Annotated in this window: 19 protein-coding genes; 12 read left to right on the top strand and 7 right to left on the bottom strand. The window is 59.5% G+C overall.

What is annotated here, in order from left to right; all coding sequences use genetic code 11:
• The first annotated feature begins 153 nt into the window (after nt 1-153).
• From AB7M22_RS21520 to AB7M22_RS21500, 5 genes are all read left to right on the top strand, one after another.
• A complete protein-coding gene (locus AB7M22_RS21520) occupies nt 154-813 on the top strand; it encodes a FadR/GntR family transcriptional regulator (protein WP_454187728.1) in 660 nt (219 codons plus the stop codon).
• Nucleotides 803-2,119 (top strand): CynX/NimT family MFS transporter, encoded by a 1,317-nt coding sequence (locus AB7M22_RS21515; RefSeq protein ID WP_454187727.1) that lies wholly within the window; start codon nt 803-805, stop codon nt 2,117-2,119. Before AB7M22_RS21520 ends, AB7M22_RS21515 begins: the two co-directional genes overlap by 11 nt.
• A gap of 100 nt (nt 2,120-2,219) precedes the next feature.
• Nucleotides 2,220-2,690 (top strand): nuclear transport factor 2 family protein, encoded by a 471-nt coding sequence (locus AB7M22_RS21510; protein ID WP_454187726.1) that lies wholly within the window; start codon nt 2,220-2,222, stop codon nt 2,688-2,690.
• A 39-nt stretch (nt 2,691-2,729) separates the two neighbouring features.
• Entirely contained in the window at nt 2,730-3,050 is a 321-nt protein-coding gene (locus tag AB7M22_RS21505; RefSeq protein WP_007905504.1) for a GIY-YIG nuclease family protein, read from the top strand.
• An 88-nt stretch (nt 3,051-3,138) separates the two neighbouring features.
• A complete protein-coding gene (locus tag AB7M22_RS21500; protein WP_454187725.1) occupies nt 3,139-4,074 on the top strand; it encodes a glutathione S-transferase family protein in 936 nt (311 codons plus the stop codon).
• A gap of 147 nt (nt 4,075-4,221) precedes the next feature.
• On the opposite strand, the gene AB7M22_RS21495 is transcribed toward AB7M22_RS21500, so the two are convergent.
• Together AB7M22_RS21495 and yejK are read right to left on the bottom strand one after the other, a co-directional pair.
• Nucleotides 4,222-4,572: a glutaredoxin family protein gene (locus AB7M22_RS21495; RefSeq protein ID WP_454187724.1), complete on the bottom strand. Its 351-nt coding sequence runs from the start codon at nt 4,570-4,572 to the stop codon at nt 4,222-4,224.
• Entirely contained in the window at nt 4,572-5,576 is a 1,005-nt protein-coding gene (gene yejK / locus AB7M22_RS21490; RefSeq protein WP_007905511.1) for a nucleoid-associated protein YejK, read from the bottom strand. Before yejK ends, AB7M22_RS21495 begins: the two co-directional genes overlap by 1 nt.
• A 499-nt stretch (nt 5,577-6,075) precedes the next feature.
• On the opposite strand from yejK, the gene AB7M22_RS21485 reads away from it, so the two are divergent.
• On the top strand, nt 6,076-6,357 hold the full coding sequence (locus tag AB7M22_RS21485; RefSeq protein ID WP_007905514.1) for an HU family DNA-binding protein: 282 nt from the start codon (nt 6,076-6,078) through the stop codon (nt 6,355-6,357).
• A 207-nt stretch (nt 6,358-6,564) separates the two neighbouring features.
• Here the strand turns inward: AB7M22_RS21485 and rlmF are convergent, their stop codons facing one another.
• The 5 genes from rlmF to AB7M22_RS21460 form a co-directional block, all read right to left on the bottom strand.
• Entirely contained in the window at nt 6,565-7,587 is a 1,023-nt protein-coding gene (gene rlmF / locus AB7M22_RS21480; protein ID WP_007905515.1) for a 23S rRNA (adenine(1618)-N(6))-methyltransferase RlmF, read from the bottom strand.
• A 265-nt stretch (nt 7,588-7,852) separates the two neighbouring features.
• A complete protein-coding gene (locus AB7M22_RS21475; protein WP_454187723.1) occupies nt 7,853-10,699 on the bottom strand; it encodes a valine--tRNA ligase in 2,847 nt (948 codons plus the stop codon).
• A 214-nt stretch (nt 10,700-10,913) separates the two neighbouring features.
• Complete coding sequence (locus AB7M22_RS21470; RefSeq protein WP_454187722.1) at nt 10,914-11,303, bottom strand: DNA polymerase III subunit chi; 390 nt, start codon at nt 11,301-11,303, stop codon at nt 10,914-10,916.
• A gap of 8 nt (nt 11,304-11,311) precedes the next feature.
• Complete coding sequence (locus AB7M22_RS21465; protein ID WP_008004948.1) at nt 11,312-11,740, bottom strand: DNA polymerase III subunit chi; 429 nt, start codon at nt 11,738-11,740, stop codon at nt 11,312-11,314.
• Between the two features lie 60 nt (nt 11,741-11,800).
• The gene (locus AB7M22_RS21460) at nt 11,801-13,291 is read right to left on the bottom strand and encodes a leucyl aminopeptidase (protein WP_008004949.1); all 1,491 of its coding nucleotides are present in this window, start codon (nt 13,289-13,291) and stop codon (nt 11,801-11,803) included.
• Between the two features lie 296 nt (nt 13,292-13,587).
• Between AB7M22_RS21460 and lptF the strand changes: the two genes are divergently transcribed.
• The 6 genes from lptF to era all read left to right on the top strand — a co-directional run bounded on the left by lptF (nt 13,588) and on the right by era (nt 20,360).
• Nucleotides 13,588-14,706 carry an LPS export ABC transporter permease LptF gene (gene lptF, locus AB7M22_RS21455; protein WP_008004951.1) on the top strand — a complete coding sequence of 373 codons (1,119 nt, stop codon included), beginning with the start codon at nt 13,588-13,590 and terminating at the stop codon, nt 14,704-14,706.
• Nucleotides 14,699-15,760: an LPS export ABC transporter permease LptG gene (lptG, locus tag AB7M22_RS21450; protein ID WP_008004953.1), complete on the top strand. Its 1,062-nt coding sequence runs from the start codon at nt 14,699-14,701 to the stop codon at nt 15,758-15,760. Before lptF ends, lptG begins: the two co-directional genes overlap by 8 nt.
• Before the next feature lie 171 nt (nt 15,761-15,931).
• The gene (gene lepA, locus AB7M22_RS21445) at nt 15,932-17,731 is read left to right on the top strand and encodes a translation elongation factor 4 (protein WP_007905525.1); all 1,800 of its coding nucleotides are present in this window, start codon (nt 15,932-15,934) and stop codon (nt 17,729-17,731) included.
• Nucleotides 17,732-17,736: 5 nt separating this feature from the next.
• Nucleotides 17,737-18,591, top strand: coding sequence for a signal peptidase I (gene lepB, locus AB7M22_RS21440; RefSeq protein WP_109628119.1), 855 nt, complete (start codon nt 17,737-17,739; stop codon nt 18,589-18,591).
• Nucleotides 18,592-18,775: 184 nt separating this feature from the next.
• Nucleotides 18,776-19,465: a ribonuclease III gene (gene rnc, locus AB7M22_RS21435; RefSeq protein ID WP_007905528.1), complete on the top strand. Its 690-nt coding sequence runs from the start codon at nt 18,776-18,778 to the stop codon at nt 19,463-19,465.
• Entirely contained in the window at nt 19,458-20,360 is a 903-nt protein-coding gene (era, locus tag AB7M22_RS21430; protein WP_008004958.1) for a GTPase Era, read from the top strand. Before rnc ends, era begins: the two co-directional genes overlap by 8 nt.
• The last annotated feature ends 24 nt before the right edge of the window (nt 20,361-20,384 follow it).

The following is a 20,384-nucleotide window of genomic DNA, read 5'->3' as shown; positions in this document are numbered from 1 at the left end:
CCTGTCCCTGAAATTACCCTTAAAGGGTAATTTTGACTAATCGAAAATCCCGCTCCTTCTCCTGCCCTTTGAACGTAGGCGGTTGCCGTCCTACGCGTAGCTGACTAACATGTCAGAAAATTCATCCTATGATTGGATGAAAGGGCGAATCCTATGTCAGACATTTCTCCATTAATTAAACGATCCCTGGTCGATCAGGCCCTGGACCAGCTACGCCTGCGCATCAATCAAGGCATCTGGACGGTCGGCCAGCGCTTGCCCACCGAGCCGGAGCTGGCGACTGAGCTGGGCATCAGCCGCAACACGGTGCGTGAAGCCATGCGCGTGTTGGCGTTTTCCGGGTTGATCGAGATTCGCCAGGGCGACGGCAGCTATCTGCGGGCGGTGATTGATCCGCTGGACACCATGAAGGCGTTGTCCCGTTGCACTCAGGAACAGGCTCGGGAAACCCGGCACATTCTGGAAGTCGAAGCCATCGGCCTCGCGGCGTTACGCCGCACCGATGAAGACCTGGTGGCATTGCGCGAAGCGCTAGGCGTCAGCGGCAATCACTACCACGGCGATCTCGACACCTACATCGCCTGCGATCTGGTGTTTCACCGTCGACTGGTGGATGCGGCGCACAACCCGACACTCAGCGAGCTGTATCGCTATTTCTCCAGCATCGTCGGCGCGCACTTGCGCCAGACCCTGAACATCTCACCCCGGCGCCAAGCGGTGTTCGACCTTCATGTCGAACTGCTCGAGGCCGTCGAGCAACGCGACCCGGAACGGGCCAAAGCCTTGTCGAGGCAGTTGATCAATGAACCTTGAAACCGAGAACCCCATGTCCAGCCAGCAGGCCAGTAACAGCCGCATCACTGAGCTCAAGCGTGCGGCAGAGCTCGAAGAGCTGTTGATCGACGCCGAGGCTGATGACGAACAGGTTCAGCAAACTCACCCGGTCCTTCAGCGGCCGTGGCTGTTGTTGCTCGGCCTGATTCTGGTGGCGCTGAACTTGCGTCCGGCGCTGTCGAGCATGGCGCCGATGCTCAGCGATGTCTCGAAAACACTGGGGCTATCGGCCGCCCAGGCCGGTTTGCTGACGACCTTGCCGGTGCTTTGCCTCGGCCTGTTCGCGCCATTGGCGCCGGTGCTGGCGCGACGTTTTGGTGCCGAGCGGGTGGTGTTGGGGATTCTCCTGATGCTGGCCGGCGGGATCATTCTGCGCAGTTCGTTCGGCGAAGTTGGCCTGTTCGCTGGCAGCGTGTTGGCCGGCGCCAGCATCGGGGTGATCGGCGTGCTGCTGCCCGGCATCGTCAAACGCGACTTCCCGAAACAGGCTGGCACCATGACCGGCGTCTACACCATGGCCCTGTGCCTGGGCGCGGCCATGGCGGCCGGGGCGACCGTGCCGTTGAGCGAACATTTCGACAAAAGCTGGGCCTTGGGTCTCGGCTTCTGGGTGGTTCCAGCGTTGGTCGCGGCGATTTTCTGGTTACCGCAAGTCGGCCAGAAACACGGCGCGCATCATGTTGCCTATCGGGTCCGAGGGCTGTTGCGGGATCCGCTGGCCTGGCAAGTGACCTTGTACATGGGCCTGCAATCGTCTTTGGCCTACATCGTGTTTGGCTGGCTACCGTCGATTCTGATCGGCCGCGGTCTGACACCAACCCAGGCCGGTCTGGTGCTGTCGGGGTCGGTGATTGTCCAGTTGATCAGCTCGCTGGCGGCACCCTGGCTGGCGACCCGTGGCAAGGATCAGCGATTGGCGATCGTGATCGTCATGGCAATGACCCTCGGCGGTTTGTTCGGTTGCCTTTATGCACCGATCGATGGCTTGTGGGGCTGGGCGATCCTGCTGGGGTTGGGGCAGGGCGCCACGTTCAGCCTGGCGCTGACCCTGATCGTGCTGCGTTCGCGGGATGCTCATGTCGCGGCCAACCTGTCGAGCATGGCCCAGGGCTTCGGTTACACCCTGGCGTCCATGGGGCCGTTCGCGGTTGGCGTGGTGCATGACTGGACCGGCGGCTGGAGCGCCCTGGGCTGGATCTTCGGCGTCATTGGCCTTGGCGCGATCATCGCCGGCCTGGGTGCCGGGCGTTCGCTGTACGTGCAGGTCGAAAGCGAAAAGATCTGATTTGCACACACTGTCGGTATTCGGAGTGCGAATGCTGATGGTGTTTCGTCCGCTTGCAGATTATCGTGCTGGCAATCTGCCTATTCTCCGGAGCGTGCCCATGAGTGATGCCCACAACGCCTTGATCACCCGGTTCTACCAAGCCTTCCAGCGGCTGGATGCCGAGGCCATGAGCGCTTGCTACACCGACGATGTGGTGTTCAGTGATCCGGCGTTTGGCGAACTGCGCGGGCGCGATGCTGGCGACATGTGGCGCATGCTAACCACCCGGGCCAAAGACTTCTCCCTGACCTTCGATAACGTGCGCAGCGATGAACGCACCGGTGGTGCCCATTGGGTGGCGACTTACCTGTTCAGCCAGACCGGCAACATCGTGGTCAACGACATCCAGGCACGTTTCGTGTTTCGCGATGGCAAGATCTGCGAGCATCACGACAGCTTTGATCTGTGGCGCTGGTCGCGTCAGGCGCTGGGTTTCAAAGGGCTGTTGTTGGGTTGGACGCCAGTGGTGAAAAACGCCGTTCGTGCTCAAGCGTTGAAGGGGCTGAAGGCATTCCAGGCCAGTCGCTGATAAGATCGCGGCTTGTTTCCTACAAGCCTTGATCGTCACGTGAACACCTCAAGCGAATCTTCCGTCATTGCCGCCGAACCGCCGCTGCCCGTCAGCAAACCCTGGTTCGTCTACCTCGTTCGCGCGGCCAATGGTTCGCTCTACTGCGGGATCAGCGACGATCCCGTTCGCCGCTTCGCCACTCACCAAAGTGGCAAGGGCGCGCGCTTCTTTCTGTCCAGCCCGGCCGTGGCATTGGTCTACACCGAAGTCTGCCGTGACAAAAGCGAAGCACTGCGCCAGGAACGCCTGATCAAAAAACTCAAGAAAAGCGCCAAGGAATGTCTAGTGGCGAGCGCGGCTGCGGGCTTATCAATCTGACTGATAAGCGCCCATCAGGCAGATGGGTAGGCTGCTTGTGGATTGCGCGTTAAGCTGCGGGCTCCTTATCCGAGCGACGGAGCCGAGCATGTCCGAGTTGATTCTGCATCATTACCCGACGTCCCCTTTCGCCGAAAAGGCCCGGTTGCTGCTGGGCTTCAAGGGGCTGTCCTGGCGCTCGGTGAACATCTCGCCAGTGATGCCCAAGCCCGATTTGACGGCGCTGACCGGCGGCTACCGCAAGACGCCGGTGTTGCAGATTGGCGCCGATATTTATTGCGACACCGCGTTGATGGCTCTTCGTCTGGAGCAGGAAAAAGCCTTGCCGGCGTTTTTCCCGGAAGGCCAGGAAATGATCACCGCAACTTTCGCGGCGTGGGCCGATTCGGTGGTGTTCCAGCATGCGGTCAGCCTGGTGTTCCAGCCGGCGTCGGTGGCGGTGCGCTTTGGCAAGTTGTCGCCGGAAGCGATCAAGGGGTTCCTGGCCGATCGCGCTGGCTTGTTCAGCGGTGGCAGCGCCACCCGGTTATCGGCCGAACAGACTCGGCATCAGTGGCCAACGATCATGGCGCGTCTGGAACAGCAGCTTCAGCGCGAACAGGGCGACTTCCTGTTTGGCGAGCCGTCGATTGCCGACTTTGCTCTGGCTCACCCGTTGTGGTTTCTCAAGGCGACGCACGTGACGTCACCGTTGGTGGATGCTTATCCGGCCGTTTCGGCGTGGTTTGGTCGTGTGATGGGCTTTGGTCATGGCGCGTTCAGCGAGATGACTTCTGGGGAAGCGCTTGAAGTCGCTCGCAACGCCACGCCAGCCGCGTTACCGGATGAGCAGTTCGATGAGCCGAATGGGTTCGAGGTTGGCCAGCAGGTGGTGATCGCCGCGACCGATTACGGCGTTGATCCGGTGGCGGGTGAGTTGTTGTTTGCGGGTAGCGAGGAGCTCATTTTACGTCGCGAAGACGAGCGGGCCGGTGTGGTGCACGTGCACTTTCCGCGGTTCGGGTTCCGCATCGAAGTTCAGTAGGCGCTAACCATTGAATTTCTGTTCATGCACTAACCTGTGGGAGCTGGCTTGCCTGCGATGAGGTCAGCCCTGCAATTTTGATGTTGCCTGACACTCCGCTATCGCAGGCAAGCCAGCTCCCACAAGGAACGGTGTCGGTCTGAAGAGTTATTCCAGCGCCGCAAGAACCTTGTCCGGGTCATACCCGCGTATCAACGTCCCGTTCACATCGATCAGCGGAATCCCGCGTCCTCCGAGCGCCTCATAGGCTTTACGCGCCAGGGCATCTTTCTCGATATCGAATTCCTTGTACGGAATGCCCTTCTGGTCGAGAAAGCGTCGGGTCAGCTTGCAGTAGCCGCACCAATCAGTGGCGTAGAGCACGACGTTGGCCTTGGCCTGGGTCTGCTCGGACACCACTTGCGAGGGGTGAAACACCCGCTCGATCTTGCCCCAGTTCTGGTAAATAACGACCACCAGCAGGATCAGCAGGCATTTCTTCAATACGCCGCCGAGCATCAGTTACGTCGCTTGAGCTGGTCGGTCAATTGGGTCGGCAGGCCTTTGATGATCAGCGTGCCGGCTTCTTCGTCGTATTCGATCTTCGAGCCCAGCAGGTGCGCTTCGAAGCTGATGGACAAGCCCTCGGCACGGCCGGTGAAGCGGCGGAACTGGTTCAGGGTGCGCTTATCCGCAGGGATCTCGGGCGACAGGCCATAGTCTTTGTTGCGGATGTGATCGTAGAAAGCTTTCGGGCGTTCTTCGTCGATCAGCCCGGACAACTCTTCCAGGCCCATGGGCTCGCCCATTTTTGCCTGGCTGCTGGCGTAATCCACCAGGGTCTTGGTCTTTTCGCGCGCGGACTCTTCCGGCAGGTCTTCGCTTTCGACGAAGTCACTGAAAGCCTTGAGCAGGGTACGGGTTTCGCCGGGGCCGTCGACGCCTTCCTGGCAGCCGATGAAGTCGCGGAAGTACTCCGAAACCTTTTTGCCGTTCTTGCCTTTGATGAACGAGATGTACTGCTTGGACTGTTTGTTGTTCTGCCACTCGGAGACGTTGATCCGCGCTGCCAGGTGCAACTGTCCAAGGTCCAGGTGTCGCGAAGGGGTCACGTCCAGCTGATCGGTCACTGCCACGCCTTCGCTGTGGTGCAGCAGGGCGATGGCGAGGTAATCGGTCATGCCCTGCTGGTAATGAGCAAACAGCACGTGGCCGCCCACAGAGAGGTTCGACTCTTCCATCAGCTTCTGCAGATGTTCCACCGCCACCCGGCTGAAGGCTGTGAAGTCCTTGCCGCCGTCGAGGTATTCCTTCAGCCAGCCGCTGAACGGATGCGCCCCGGACTCGGCATGGAAGAAGCCCCAGGCCTTGCCTTGTTTGGCGTTGTAGCTCTCGTTGAGATCGGCAAGCATGTACTCGATGGCGCTGGACTCGGCCAGTTCGGAATCGCGGGCATGAAGAACTGCGGGTGTGCCGTCGGGTTTTTTGTCGATCAGGTGGACGATGCAATGACGGATCGGCATGGGCTTCTCGGCTGATTGAAGAGAGGAGGGCGTGCTCCCCCGAAAAAGCGCTCAGTGTACCCGATTCTCTCGACAGGACGTTGTAACCGTCCCCCTGTAGGAGCTGCCGAAGGCTGCGATCTTTTGATCTTGTTTTTTAAAAAATTAAAGTCAAAAGATCGCAGCCTTCGGCAGCTCCTACAGGGGGTTGCGGGGTAAAACAGGGGCGCGCGACCGGGCTTATGCAGTTTTTTACCGATTTAGAGCAATAAAGCTGACCAAATGGGTAGCTAGAGGCGGATATTTCCCCGTCTCTGTGCTAGTTTTGCCCGGTCTTACGCGAAGTCACTGCGTTAAGCGTGCATTCAGCATTTGTCAGGTCGAACCAAACCCTGATTTCGGCATCTATAACCCCGACTCGTCGTGGTTATGGCCGAGGGTGCCAGATCCAGAAGATCGGGCTCGATGGCTGACACTGCACTCTGCAATCCATATGAATTTGATAGGGAAGGAACATTACATGGCTCTTACTAAAGACCAACTGATCGCCGACATCGCTGAAGCTATCGACGCGCCAAAAACCACCGCGCGTAACGCTCTGGACCAACTGGGCCAAATCGTTGCCGATCAGCTGGAAAACGGCGGCGAAATCACCCTGCCAGGTATCGGCAAGCTGAAAGTGACTGAGCGTCCTGCCCGTACCGGCCGCAACCCTTCGACTGGCGCTGCCATCGAAATCGCTGCCAAGAAAGTTATCAAGCTGGTTGTGGCCAAAGGCCTGACCGACGCTGTTAACAAGTAAGACTTGTTAAAAAAAACCGTGCTCCGGAGCAATCCGGGCACGGTTTTTTTGTGTCTGCGATTTAGCGATTGACCTGAAAACATCGCTAAACCCATGTGGGAGCGAGCCTGCTCGCGATGGCTGCGTGTCAGTTAACGATGATGTCGACTGATGCACCGCCATCGCGAGCAGGCTCGCTCCCACAGTTGATCTGCGTCGGTTAGTTACTCAGCTTTTACGCGCCCAACGTTCGCGCCAGACCTGCTGCTCGCTTTTAGTCTGGAACGTCCAGGCGACGAAGCGGCTTTGCTTCTGCCCTTGGGACATTTCCACGACCTGGCTTTCCAATACGCCGGCCTTTTTCAGTGCCGTCTGGATCGCAGGCAGGTTTGAGGCTTTCGAGACAAGGGTGCTGAACCAAAGCACTTTGTGTTGAAAATGCGCACTCTCGGCAATCAGTTGCGTCACAAACCGTGCTTCGCCGCCTTCACACCACAGTTCGGCCGATTGACCGCCAAAGTTCAGCACTGGCAGTTTGCGTTTCGGGTCGGCGCGGCCCAGTGCGCGCCATTTACGCTCGCTGCCCTTGGTTGCCTCGTCCATCGAGGCGTGGAACGGCGGGTTGCACATGGTCAGGTCAAAGCGTTCGCCGGGCTCGAGCAGGCCCAACAGAATGTGCTTGGGATTGCTTTGCTGGCGCAGCTGGATGGCTTTGTTCAGCCCGTTGGATTGCACGATGGCTTTGGCGGCGGCCACGGCCGTCGGGTCGATTTCCGAGCCGAGGAAGTGCCAGCGATAGTCGCTGTAGCCGATCAGCGGATAGACGCAGTTGGCGCCCATGCCGATATCGAGCACCTTGACCGGTGCACCGCGAGGAATCTCGCCATCGTTGACGCTGGCCAGCAGGTCGGCCAGGAAATGCACGTAGTCGGCACGGCCCGGCACCGGTGGGCACAGGTAATCGGCCGGGATGTCCCAGTGGGCAATGCCGTAGAACGACTTGAGCAGCGCCCGGTTGAACACCCGAACCGCGTCCGGGCTGGCGAAGTCGATGCTTTCCTTGCCATACGGGTTGATGATCACGAACTTCGCCAGTTCCGGCGTGGTTTTGATCAGCGCCGGGAAGTCATAACGACCCTGGTGGCGATTGCGCGGATGCAGGCTGGCCTTCTCGCGGGGTTCCACGGCTTTGGCCGGGGTAGCGGAGTCAGGCTTCTTGCGCGCAGGTCTTGGGGTGCGGGGGGCGTTCATGGGCGTTGTCGATTCGGGTATGGCTAAAAGTGGCGGGTATTGTCCCACATCCAGCCGTTGTGAACCCAATTGTGACAAACAGCACAATCCCCCTGTGGGAGCGAGCCTGCTCGCGATGGCGGCGAAACAGGCGACATCAATGTTGAATGTTATGGCCTCATCGCGAGCAGGCTCGCTCCCACAAGGGATTTGTGGTGTAGGGGGAAAGTGATGGGCACAAAAAAGGAGGCCGTTTCGGGCCTCCCTTTTTCATTGCGATTTGCCGTTACAGGCTGGCAATCCGCGCATGCTGCTCCGCCAGCTTGCCTAAGGCCTGTTCAGCCTCGGCCAGTTTGGCGCGTTCCTTCTCGATGACTTCGGCCGGGGCCTTGTCAACGAAACCGGCGTTGGACAGCTTGCCGCCGACGCGCTGAACTTCGCCCTGCAGACGCAGGATTTCCTTGTCCAGGCGTGCCAGTTCGGCATCTTTGTCGATCAGGCCAGCCATCGGCACCAGCACTTCCATCTCGCCAACCAGTGCGGTGGCGGACAGCGGTGCTTCTTCGCCGGCCTTCAGGACGGTGATCGATTCCAGACGCGCCAGCTTCTTCAGCAGCGCTTCGTTCTCGGTGAGACGACGCTGATCTTCGGCGCTGACGTTCTTCAGGAACAGGTTCAGCGGCTTGCCCGGGCCGATGTTCATCTCGCCACGGATGTTACGGGTGCCGAGCATCAGGCCCTTGAGCCATTCGATGTCGTCTTCGGCGCCCTGATCGATGCGTGCTTCGTTGGCCACTGGCCAAGGTTGCAGCATGATCGTCTTGCCTTCGATACCGGCCAGCGGCGCGACGCGCTGCCAGATTTCTTCGGTGATGAACGGCATGAACGGGTGCGCCAGGCGCAACGCGACTTCCAGCACTCGAACCAGCGTGCGGCGGGTGCCGCGTTGACGTTCGACCGGTGCATTTTCGTCCCACAGCACAGGCTTGGACAGTTCCAGATACCAGTCGCAATACTGGTTCCAGATGAACTCGTACAAGGCTTGTGCGGCCAGGTCGAAGCGGAACTGATCAAGCTGACGAGTGACTTCGGCTTCAGTGCGTTGCAACTGCGAAATGATCCAGCGATCCGCCAGGGACAGCTCGTAGGCTTCGCCGTTCTGGCCGCAGTCTTCGCCCTTGTCCAGGACGTAGCGCGCAGCGTTCCAGATCTTGTTGCAGAAGTTGCGATAGCCTTCGACGCGGCCCATGTCGAACTTGATGTCGCGGCCGGTCGATGCCAGCGAACAGAACGTGAAGCGCAGGGCGTCAGTGCCGTAGCTGGCGATGCCGTCGGCGAACTCGTCGCGGGTCTGTTTCTCGATCTTCTTCGCCAGTTTCGGCTGCATCATGCCGGAGGTGCGTTTCTGCACCAGCTCTTCCAGCTCGATGCCGTCGATGATGTCCAGCGGGTCCAGGACGTTGCCCTTGGACTTCGACATCTTCTGGCCCTGGCCATCACGCACCAGACCGTGCACGTAAACGGTCTTGAACGGAACCTGCGGCGTGCCGTCTTCGTTTTTCACCAAGTGCATGGTGAGCATGATCATCCGGGCAACCCAGAAGAAAATGATGTCGAAACCGGTCACCAGTACGTCGGTGGAGTGGAATTTTTTCAGGAATTCGGTCTGCTCCGGCCAGCCGAGCGTGGAGAAAGTCCACAGGCCCGAACTGAACCAGGTATCCAGAACATCGTTGTCCTGTTGCAGCGCAACGTCCGGGCCGAGATTGTTCTTGGCACGCACTTCGGCTTCGTCGCGACCGACGTAGACCTTGCCCGACTCGTCGTACCAGGCCGGAATCCGGTGACCCCACCACAGCTGACGGCTGATGCACCAATCCTGGATGTCACGCATCCACGAGAAGTACATGTTTTCGTATTGTTTTGGCACGAACTGAATGCGGCCGTCTTCAACCGCTGCGATGGCCGGTTCGGCCAATGGCTTGGTGGAAACGTACCACTGGTCGGTCAGCCACGGCTCGATGATGGTACCGGAGCGGTCGCCTTTCGGCACTTTCAGGGCGTGATCGTCGACGCTGACCAGCAGGCCGGCGGCTTCAAATGCCGCAACAATCTGCTTGCGCGCTTCGAAACGGTCCAGACCGGCGTATTCGGCCGGAAGCTTGCCATCGACTTCGGTGTTCAGCGTGCCGTCCAGGTTGAACACTTGGGCTGCGGGCAGAACATTGGCGTTTTTGTCGAAGATGTTCAGCAGCGGCAGGTTGTGGCGCTTGCCGACTTCGTAGTCGTTGAAATCGTGGGCCGGGGTGATTTTCACGCAACCGGTGCCGAATTCAGGATCGCAGTAATCGTCGGCGATGATCGGGATGCGGCGGCCAACCAATGGCAGCTCGACAAATTTGCCGATCAGGGCTTTGTAGCGATCATCGTTCGGGTTAACGGCCACGGCGGCGTCGCCGAGCATGGTTTCCGGACGGGTGGTCGCGACGATCAGGTAATCGTTACCTTCAGCGGTTTTGGCGCCGTCGGCCAGCGGGTACTTCAGGTTCCACAGGAAACCTTTCTCGTCGTGGTTTTCCACTTCGAGGTCGGAAATCGCCGTGTGCAGCTTGGTGTCCCAGTTGACCAGACGCTTGCCGCGGTAGATCAGGCCGTCTTCGTGCAGGCGCACGAACGCTTCTTTTACCGCTTCCGAGAGACCGTCGTCCATGGTGAAGCGCTCACGGCTCCAGTCCACGGACGAGCCGAGGCGACGGATCTGACGGCTGATGTTGCCGCCGGACTGATCCTTCCACTCCCAGACTTTCTCGAGGAATTTCTCGCGGCCCAGATCGTGGCGATTCTGGCCCTGGGCTTCGAGTTGGCGCTCCACCAGCATTTGCGTGGCGATACCGGCGTGGTCGGTGCCCGGCTGCCACAGGGTGTTGCGACCCTGCATGCGGCGGAAACGGATCAGGGCGTCCATGATCGCGTTGTTGAAGCCGTGACCCATGTGCAGGCTGCCGGTGACGTTCGGCGGCGGGATCATGATGGTGTAGGACTCGCCCGCGCCTTGCGGGGCGAAGTAATTCTCAGACTCCCAGGTGTTGTACCAGGAAGTTTCAATGGCGTGCGGCTGGTAGGTCTTATCCATGCGCGGCGGGACCCTATTGGCATTTATTCAGGAAAAGCCGGCAAGTATAGCGGGGCATGGGGCGTAGGGCGAGCAGGTGCGGACAGGGCGCTTGATCAATTACAGCGCAGATCAAATGTGGGAGCGAGCCTGCTCGCGATGCAGGCGCCGCGGTCTATCAGGAAACCGAGGAGATGCTATCGCGAGCAGGCTCGCTCCCACAGGGGGGTGGTGTTTATTCGTACTGGCTGAGCAACCGTTCCATCCGCGCATCAAGACGGCGTTTGATTTCGGTTTCGATGTGCGGGGCGAAGTCGTCGATCACGTCTTGCATGATCAATAGCGCGGCGGCGCGCAGTTCGCTGTCCAGGTGCAGCAGGGCGTCAGGGCCTTTGCTCGCGGCAGGCGACGGTTGCGCGGCTGGGGCGGGCGGGGGTGTCGTTTCGACCGGTTGCGGCGCATTGCCAACGGCGTCGAACAGCATGGGGATCTGTTCCTGATCACCTTCGATGACCGTGTCGGTCAGCAAGGGCGGTTGCAGGTTGTCATCGCCGAGCAGTTGGCGGATCGACTCGAGGTCATCCAGCAGATGCGCGGAGTTTTTCTGCGGTTTTGGAGTGTCCATCGGAATGCTCAGAGTCGCTGTAAACGGTGATCTTGCAGAGGATAGCCCTGTTCGCGGTAGAAACGGAAACTCTCCCGCGCAGCCGTACGAATCGTCGGATCTTCCACCACCACTTCCGCCACGCGGGCGAACTGTTTGGCAAATACCGGGACTTTCAGGTCAAGATTGACCAGCAGATCCTGATGCTGACCGCAGTCATCGCCAAGACCCAGGACAATCAAACCCTCTGGCTCGCTTTCGGCGGGACCGTGGGGCACGAAGCTTTCGCCCTTGAAGGCCCACAAACGCGCATCGAGGTCATCACGCTGGGCGGCATCGCTGCAGTGCAGGTAAATGCGATGGCCCATGCGCCAGGCTTTTTCGGTGAGCTTGCAGGCGAAATCCAGCCGTGCCGAAGGATCGGCGCTGGGCAGGATATAGAAATCGACTTTGGTCATTGCGGTTCCTGAGCCTTGAGCGGCGTCACCGGAAAGTGACGTCGCTCAAGTTCAATGGTTTCAGGCTTTGGCGCGGTCCAGCAGGTATTGGGTCAGCAGGGGAACCGGACGGCCAGTGGCGCCCTTGTCCTTGCCGCCGCTGGTCCAGGCCGTGCCGGCGATGTCCAGGTGCGCCCAGTTCAGGTTCTTGGTGAAACGCGACAGGAAGCAGGCAGCGGTGATGGTGCCGGCTTTCGGGCCGCCAATGTTGGCGATGTCGGCGAACGGGCTGTCCAGCTGCTCTTGATATTCATCGAACAGCGGCAGTTGCCAGGCGCGGTCGTCGGCGGATTGGCCGGCGCTCAGCAGTTGGCCGATCAGCTCGTCGTTGTTGCCCAGCAGGCCCGAGGTGTGGGAACCCAGCGCAACGACGCAAGCGCCAGTCAGGGTGGCGATGTCGATTACCGCTTGCGGCTTGAAGCGTTCGGAGTAGGTCAGGGCATCGCACAGCACCAGACGGCCTTCGGCGTCGGTGTTGAGGATTTCCACGGTCAGGCCGCTCATGGTGGTGACGATGTCGCCCGGACGCGAAGCGTTGCCGCTCGGCATGTTCTCGGCGCAGGCCAGGATGCACACCAGGTTGATCGGCAGTTTCAGCTCGAGCACGGCGCGCAAGGTACCGAACACGCTGGCGGCGCCGCCCATGTCGTACTTCATTTCATCCATGCCGGCGCCCGGCTTGAGGCTGATGCCGCCGGTGTCGAAGGTAATGCCTTTGCCGACCAGTGCGTACGGCTTCTCGGATTTCTTGCCGCCGTTGTATTGCATGACGATCAAGCGCGGCGGCTGGGCGCTGCCCTGGCCGACGGCGTAGAACGAGCCCATGCCCAGGTCCTTGATCTTCTTCTCATCGAGGACTTCGACTTTCAGGCTCTTGAATTCTTTGCCCAGGTTCTTGGCTTGCTCGCCCAGGAACGTCGGGTGGCAGATGTTTGGCGGCAGGTTGCCCAGGTTACGGGTGAAGGCCATGCCATTGGCGATCGCGGTGGCATGGGCCACGGCGCGTTCGACTTCAGCCTGTGCGGCCTTGATGGTCACCAGGGTGACTTTCTTCAGGGCGAGCGGGTCGGCTTTCTGGCTCTTGAACTGGTCGAAGGTGTATTCGCCATCTACCAGGGTTTCTGCCAGCAGGCGGGTCTTGCCATAGCTGTCGCGGCCTTTGACCACGACTTCGTCCAGGGCCAGCACTGCATCGCTGCCGCCCAGGCCTTTAAGGGTGTTGAGGATGCCGGCGATGATTTTGCGGAACGGGCGATCGCCCAGCTCTTCATCCTTGCCCACGCCCACCAGCAATACACGCTCAGCCTTGAGGTTAGGCAGGCTGTGCAGCAACAGGCTCTGGCCGACTTTGCCGGCCAGGTCGCCGCGCTTGAGCACGGCACTGATGGTGCCACCGCTCAGCTCGTCGAGTTGTTTGGCAACGGCGCCGAGTTTGCGGCCTTCGCCGACGGCGACCACCAGCGTGGCGGTCTTCAACGTTTCCGGGCTAACGCTTTTTACAACCAGTTCCATGTCTGGGTCCCTGAATGAGTGGTCAAAGTGCGCGGCGCGCAGAGGCTTGCTTATAAGTAGAAAGACGCAGGTAGCAATGCCAGCGACAAAGGCCGCAGTTTGAACCTCGCTACCGGCGCCTGACAACCCTCGGTGGTGCGAACTTCGGTGGTTCAGGTGTCTGCTTGAGCGTGCGCAGTGACAGGCGCACCCAATCACAGGATAATGCGCCATCTTTTTCGGCGGCTCTGCCCTGCGGGCCGACCGATACGTTTGTTTGTTTGGCCGCTTAGCCTGACAACCCTGGAGTGTCTGGTTTGATTGTCTTCCGTTATCTATCCCGCGAAGTCCTGTTGACCTTGAGCGCCGTCAGCGCCGTGCTGCTGGTCATCATCATGAGCGGACGCTTCATCAAATACCTCGCCCAGGCGGCTTCTGGCCTTCTGGACCCGGGTTCGCTGTTCCTGATCATGGGGTTCCGTCTGCCGGGTTTCCTGCAGTTGATCCTGCCTTTGGGGCTGTTTCTCGGGATATTGCTGGCCTACGGCCGTCTGTACCTCGACAGCGAAATGACCGTGCTGTCCGCCACCGGCATGAGTCAGCAGCGACTGTTTCGCATCACCCTGTTTCCGGCCACGCTGGTTGCGCTGGTGGTGGCTTGGCTGAGCCTGAGCCTGGCGCCACAGGGTGCCAACCAGTTCCAGTTGCTGCTGAACAAACAGGATGCGATGACCGAGTTCGACACCCTCGAACCAGGCCGTTTCCAGGCCTTGCGCGACGGCACTCGAGTGACCTACACCGAACAATTGTCGGATGACCGCATCAATCTGGGCGGCGTGTTCATTTCGCAGAAAAATATAAACTCCGACAAAAAGGATCGCGGGATTTCCGTATTGGTGGCCGAGAAGGGGCGCCAGGAAATTCGCCCCGACGGCAACCGTTACCTGATTCTCGACAACGGCTACCGCTACGACGGTAATCCGGGGCAGGCCGATTACCGTGCCATCAAATACGACGAGTACGGCGTATTGCTGCCCAAGCCGGACGTCAGTGACGAAGTCACCGACCGTGACGCGATGAGCACCCGCTCCCTGCTGGGCAGCGATGACATTCGCTCGCGTACCGAACTGCAATGGCGTCTGTCTCTGCCATTGCTGGTCTTCATCGTGACCCTGATGGCGGTGCCGCTGTCGCGGGTCAACCCGCGCCAGGGCCGTTTCCTCAAGCTGCTGCCGGCGATTCTTCTTTATATGGCTTACCTGACCATCCTGATTGCCGCTCGCGGCGCCCTCGAAAAGGGCAAGATCCCGTCAGCATTGGGCTTGTGGTGGGTGCATGCGATCTTCCTGGCCATTGGCCTGGGCTTGCTGTACTGGGAGCCGTTGCGCTTGAAGATGGCGAGTCGCCGCAGTGCGCTGGAGGTGGCCCGTGGATAAGCTCGATCGCTACATCGGTAGCAGCGTGTTCGTTGCGATCCTGGCAGTGCTGGGGATCATCCTCGGCCTGGCCACGCTGTTTGCCTTCATCGATGAAATGAGTGAGGTCAGCGATACCTACACGCTGATGGATGTCCTGAGCTATGTGCTGCTGACCGCGCCGCGCCGTCTGTACGACATGTTGCCGATGGCGGCGCTGATCGGTTGCCTGATCGGCCTCGGCAGTCTGGCCAGCCACAGCGAACTGACCATCATGCGCGCTGCAGGTGTGTCGCTCGGGCGGATCGTCTGGGCTGTCATGAAGCCGATGCTGCTTTTGATGGCGGTAGGGCTGGTGATTGGCGAATACGTCGCGCCGGCCACGGAAGTCACCGCTCAGGCCAACCGCTCGCTGGCCCAGGGCAGTGGCGACGCGCAAAGCGCCAAGCATGGTCTGTGGCACCGGCAGGGTGACGAGTTCATTCACGTCAACTCTGTGCAACCCAATGGTCTGCTGTACGGCGTGACCCGTTATCGCTTCGACGATCAACGCCACATGTTGTCTTCGAGCTTCGCCAAGCGCGCGGAATTCGATACCGATCACTGGCAACTGAGCGACGTCACGACCACGTTGTTCCATGACAAGAGCACCGAAGTGGTGACGACTCCGGTGGAGCGCTGGGAAGTAGCCCTGAGCCCACAACTGCTGAGCACCGTGGTGATGGCGCCTGAATCGCTGTCGATCACCGGTCTGTGGAGTTACATCCACTACCTGGCTGATCAGGGCCTGAGCAACGGTCGTTACTGGCTGGCGTTTTGGGTCAAGGTGTTGCAGCCGCTGGTGACCGCTGCATTGGTGCTGATGGCGATTTCCTTCATCTTTGGCCCGTTGCGTTCGGTGACCCTCGGTCAGCGGGTCTTTACCGGTGTGCTGGTGGGCTTCACCTTCCGCATCGTCCAGGATTTGCTGGGCCCTTCGAGCCTGGTATTCGGTTTCTCGCCGCTGTTTGCGGTGCTGGTACCGGCCAGTGTCTGTGCCCTGGCCGGGGTCTGGTTGTTGCGCCGGGCCGGTTGATCGCGGGTTTTTCCCGATGTGGCTTGTCACTCAAAACGCCCCTGTCGCAAGACCGGGGCGTTTTTGTATGCGCCGTCTGACCTGCGAACGTGACGCTTGCGCCGTGGATCAGGTACAATTCCCGGCTATTTTTCGGCGGGCTATGCCTGCAGCCTTTTTGAGTGTTGATCCGTGAGTGATTTGAGTCATATCCGCAATTTCTCCATCATCGCCCACATTGACCATGGCAAGTCGACGCTGGCCGATCGCTTCATCCAGATGTGCGGCGGCCTTGCCGAGCGCGAAATGGAAGCCCAGGTGCTGGACTCCATGGACCTGGAGCGTGAACGCGGGATCACCATCAAGGCCCACAGCGTCACCCTTTATTACACCGCCCGCGATGGCATCAAGTACCAGCTGAACTTCATTGACACCCCCGGCCACGTCGACTTCACCTACGAAGTCAGCCGGTCGCTGGCGGCCTGTGAAGGTGCGTTGCTGGTGGTCGATGCCGGTCAGGGCGTTGAAGCGCAGTCGGTTGCCAACTGCTACACGGCAATCGAGCAGGGCCTGGAAGTCATGCCAGTCCTGAACAAGATCGACCTGCCTCAGGCCGATCCGGACCGCGTCAAAGAAGAAATCGAAAAAATCATCGGCATCGATGCCACCGATGCAGTCGAGTGCAGCGCCAAGACTGGCCTGGGCGTCGATGAAGTGCTCGAACGCCTGGTTCACACCATTCCCGCGCCGACCGGCAACTACGAAGATCCGCTGCAAGCGTTGATCATCGACTCCTGGTTCGACAACTACCTGGGCGTTGTTTCCCTGGTACGCGTGCGTCACGGTCGTGTGAAGAAGGGCGACAAGATCCTCGTCAAGTCCACCGGCAAGATCCACCTGGTGGACAGCGTCGGTGTATTCAATCCGAAACACACCCCTACCGTCGACCTGAAGGCCGGTGAAGTGGGCTTCATCATCGCCAGCATCAAGGACATTCACGGTGCGCCAGTGGGCGATACCCTGACCTTGAGCTCGACGCCGGACGTCGATGTGCTGCCAGGCTTCAAACGCATTCAGCCGCAGGTGTACGCCGGTTTGTTCCCGGTCAGCTCCGACGACTTCGAAGACTTCCGCGAGGCGCTGCAAAAGCTCACCCTCAACGATTCGTCGCTGCAATACACACCGGAAAGCTCAGACGCACTGGGTTTCGGCTTCCGTTGCGGCTTCCTCGGCATGCTGCACATGGAAATCATCCAGGAGCGCCTGGAGCGCGAATACAACCTGGACCTGATCACCACGGCGCCGACGGTAATCTTCGAGCTGCTGCTCAAGACCGGCGAGACGATCTATGTCGATAACCCGTCGAAGCTCCCGGACCTGTCGTCGATCGAAGACATGCGTGAGCCGATCGTGCGGGCCAATATCCTTGTGCCGCAAGAGCACCTGGGTAACGTCATTACCCTGTGTATCGAAAAGCGTGGCGTGCAGCACGACATGCTGTTCCTCGGTACCCAGGTACAAGTGACCTACGATTTGCCGATGAACGAAGTGGTCCTCGACTTCTTCGACCGTCTGAAATCCACCAGCCGTGGCTATGCTTCGCTGGATTACCATTTCGATCGTTACCAATCGGCTAGTCTGGTGAAACTGGACGTGCTGATCAACGGCGACAAGGTCGACGCCCTGGCGTTGATCGTGCACCGTGACAATGCGCACTACAAAGGTCGCCAGTTGACCGAGAAGATGAAAGAACTGATTCCGCGGCAGATGTTCGACGTGGCAATCCAGGCCGCCATTGGCGGGCAGATTGTGGCGCGGACAACCGTCAAGGCGCTCAGAAAGAACGTATTGGCCAAATGCTACGGTGGTGACGTCAGCCGTAAGAAAAAGCTGCTGGAAAAGCAAAAGGCCGGTAAAAAACGCATGAAGCAGGTCGGTAACGTGGAAATTCCACAAGAAGCCTTCCTTGCCGTGCTCAGGTTGGATAGTTAGGTCCTATGTCACTAAATTTCCCGCTGTTGCTGGTCATCGCCGTGTTCGTCTGCGGCCTGTTGGCGTTGCTCGATCTGCTGTTCCTGGCGCCACGGCGCCGGGCTGCCATTAACTCCTATCAAGGAAGCGTCAGCCAGGCTGACATGGTGGTGGTCGAGAAACTGAACAAAGAGCCGCTGCTGGTCGAATACGGCAAGTCGTTCTTCCCGGTGTTGTTCATCGTGCTGGTGCTGCGTTCGTTCCTGGTGGAACCGTTCCAGATTCCTTCCGGCTCGATGAAACCGACCCTGGACGTCGGCGACTTCATTCTGGTGAACAAATTTTCTTACGGGATCCGCCTGCCGGTGATCGACAAGAAAGTCATCGAAGTCGGTGATCCGCAGCGCGGCGATGTGATGGTGTTCCGCTACCCAAGCGACCCGAACGTCAATTACATCAAGCGTGTGGTGGGCCTGCCGGGTGACCAGATTCGCTACACCGCGGACAAGCGCCTGTTCGTCAACGGTGAGTCGATCGCCGAACAACTGGTCGGCTCCGAGCCGGGCACGTTGGGCAGCGCCGAGCTCTACAAGGAAAAACTCGGCGTCGCCGAGCACCTTATCCGCAAGGAAATGAGCCGCTACCGCGCAACGCCGGATCATTCGTGGACCGTGCCTGCCGGGCACTACTTCATGATGGGCGACAACCGCGACAACTCGAACGACAGTCGCTACTGGGATGATCCGAGTATTCCCAAGGATCTGCTGGGCATGGTTCCCGACAAGAATATCGTCGGCAAGGCCTTCGCAGTCTGGATGAGCTGGCCGGAACCCAAACTCAGTCACCTGCCGAATTTCTCGCGGGTTGGCCTGATCAAGTAATCACACACGGCGCTGTTGAACACAGCGCCGAATGCATTTCTGGAGTCGGCATAATCGACGGCAGAAGCATGAAAACAACGATATTCAGGACGTTATTTTTGAACACAGCGTTAATTGTCCCAAGCCTGCGCCGTACCACGGCGATGGCGGTGGAATCCAGCCACGAACTCAGCGTGGGTAAACCGTGAGCGTCTCCTTAAGCCGTCTAGAGCGTCAGCTCGGCTACACCTTCAAAGACCAGGAACTGATGGTTCTGGCCCTGACTCACCGCAGCTTTGCCGGGCGCAACAACGAACGCCTGGAGTTCCTCGGTGATGCCATCCTCAACTTCGTCGCTGGCGAGGCGCTGTTCGATCGCTTCCCGCTGGCCCGCGAAGGCCAGTTGTCGCGTTTGCGCGCCCGCTTGGTGAAAGGTGAAACCCTGGCCGTACTGGCCCGTGGTTTCGACCTGGGCGAATACCTGCGCTTGGGCTCCGGCGAATTGAAAAGCGGCGGTTTCCGTCGCGAATCGATTCTGGCCGATGCCCTGGAAGCGCTGATTGGTGCGATCTATCTGGACGCCGGCATGGACATGGCGCGCGAGCGCGTGCTGGCCTGGCTGGCCGGAGAGTTCGAAGGCCTGACGCTGGTCGACACCAACAAAGATCCGAAAACCCGCCTGCAGGAATTCCTGCAGTCGCGTGGTTGTGAGCTGCCGCGTTACGAAGTGGTGGATATCCAGGGTGAGCCGCATTGCCGGACGTTCTTCGTCGAATGTGAAATCATCTTACTGAATGAAAAAAGCCGAGGTCAGGGTGTGAGTCGTCGTATTGCCGAACAGGTAGCGGCCGCCGCAGCACTGATTGCCCTGGGTGTGGAGAATGGCAATGACTGATTCAACCGCAACTCGCTGTGGCTATGTTGCCATCGTCGGCCGTCCCAACGTGGGCAAGTCCACGCTGCTGAACCACATTCTGGGTCAGAAGCTGGCGATCACCTCGCGCAAGCCGCAGACCACCCGTCACAACATGCTCGGCATCAAGACCGAAGGCACCGTTCAGGCGATCTACGTCGACACCCCAGGCATGCACAAGGGGGGCGAAAAGGCCCTCAACCGCTACATGAACAAGACCGCTTCGGCGGCGTTGAAAGACGTCGACGTGGTGATCTTCGTGGTTGACCGCACCAAGTGGACCGACGAAGACCAGATGGTCCTCGAGCGCGTTCAGTACGTGACCGGCCCGCTGATCGTGGCGCTGAACAAGACCGACCGTATCGAAGACAAATCCGAGTTGATGCCGCACCTGACCTGGTTACAGGAACAGCTGCCGAACGCGCAGATCATGCCGATCTCGGCCCAGCACGGGCACAACCTGGACACGCTGGAACGAGTGATTGCCGAGCACCTGCCGGAAAACGATCACTTCTTCCCGGAAGATCAGATCACTGACCGCAGCAGCCGCTTCCTCGCCGCTGAACTGGTGCGCGAGAAAATCATGCGCCAGTTGGGCGCCGAGCTGCCGTACCAGATCACCGTGGAAATCGAAGAGTTCAAGCAGCAGGGCAAAACCCTGCACATCCATGCCTTGATCCTCGTCGAACGTGACGGCCAGAAGAAAATCATCATTGGCGACAAGGGCGAGCGCATCAAGCGCATCGGCACCGAGGCGCGCAAGGACATGGAGCTGCTGTTCGACTCCAAGATCATGCTCAACCTGTGGGTCAAGGTTAAGGGCGGCTGGTCCGATGACGAACGTGCGCTGCGTTCGCTGGGTTACGGCGACCTGTAACACCGGTCTGCGCTGCACCGTAGA

Source organism: Pseudomonas sp. ADAK2 TE3594 (assembly GCF_053628675.1).
The sequence above is the reverse complement of the archived record's forward strand: the minus strand, read 5'-3'. Positions and strand labels throughout refer to the sequence as shown.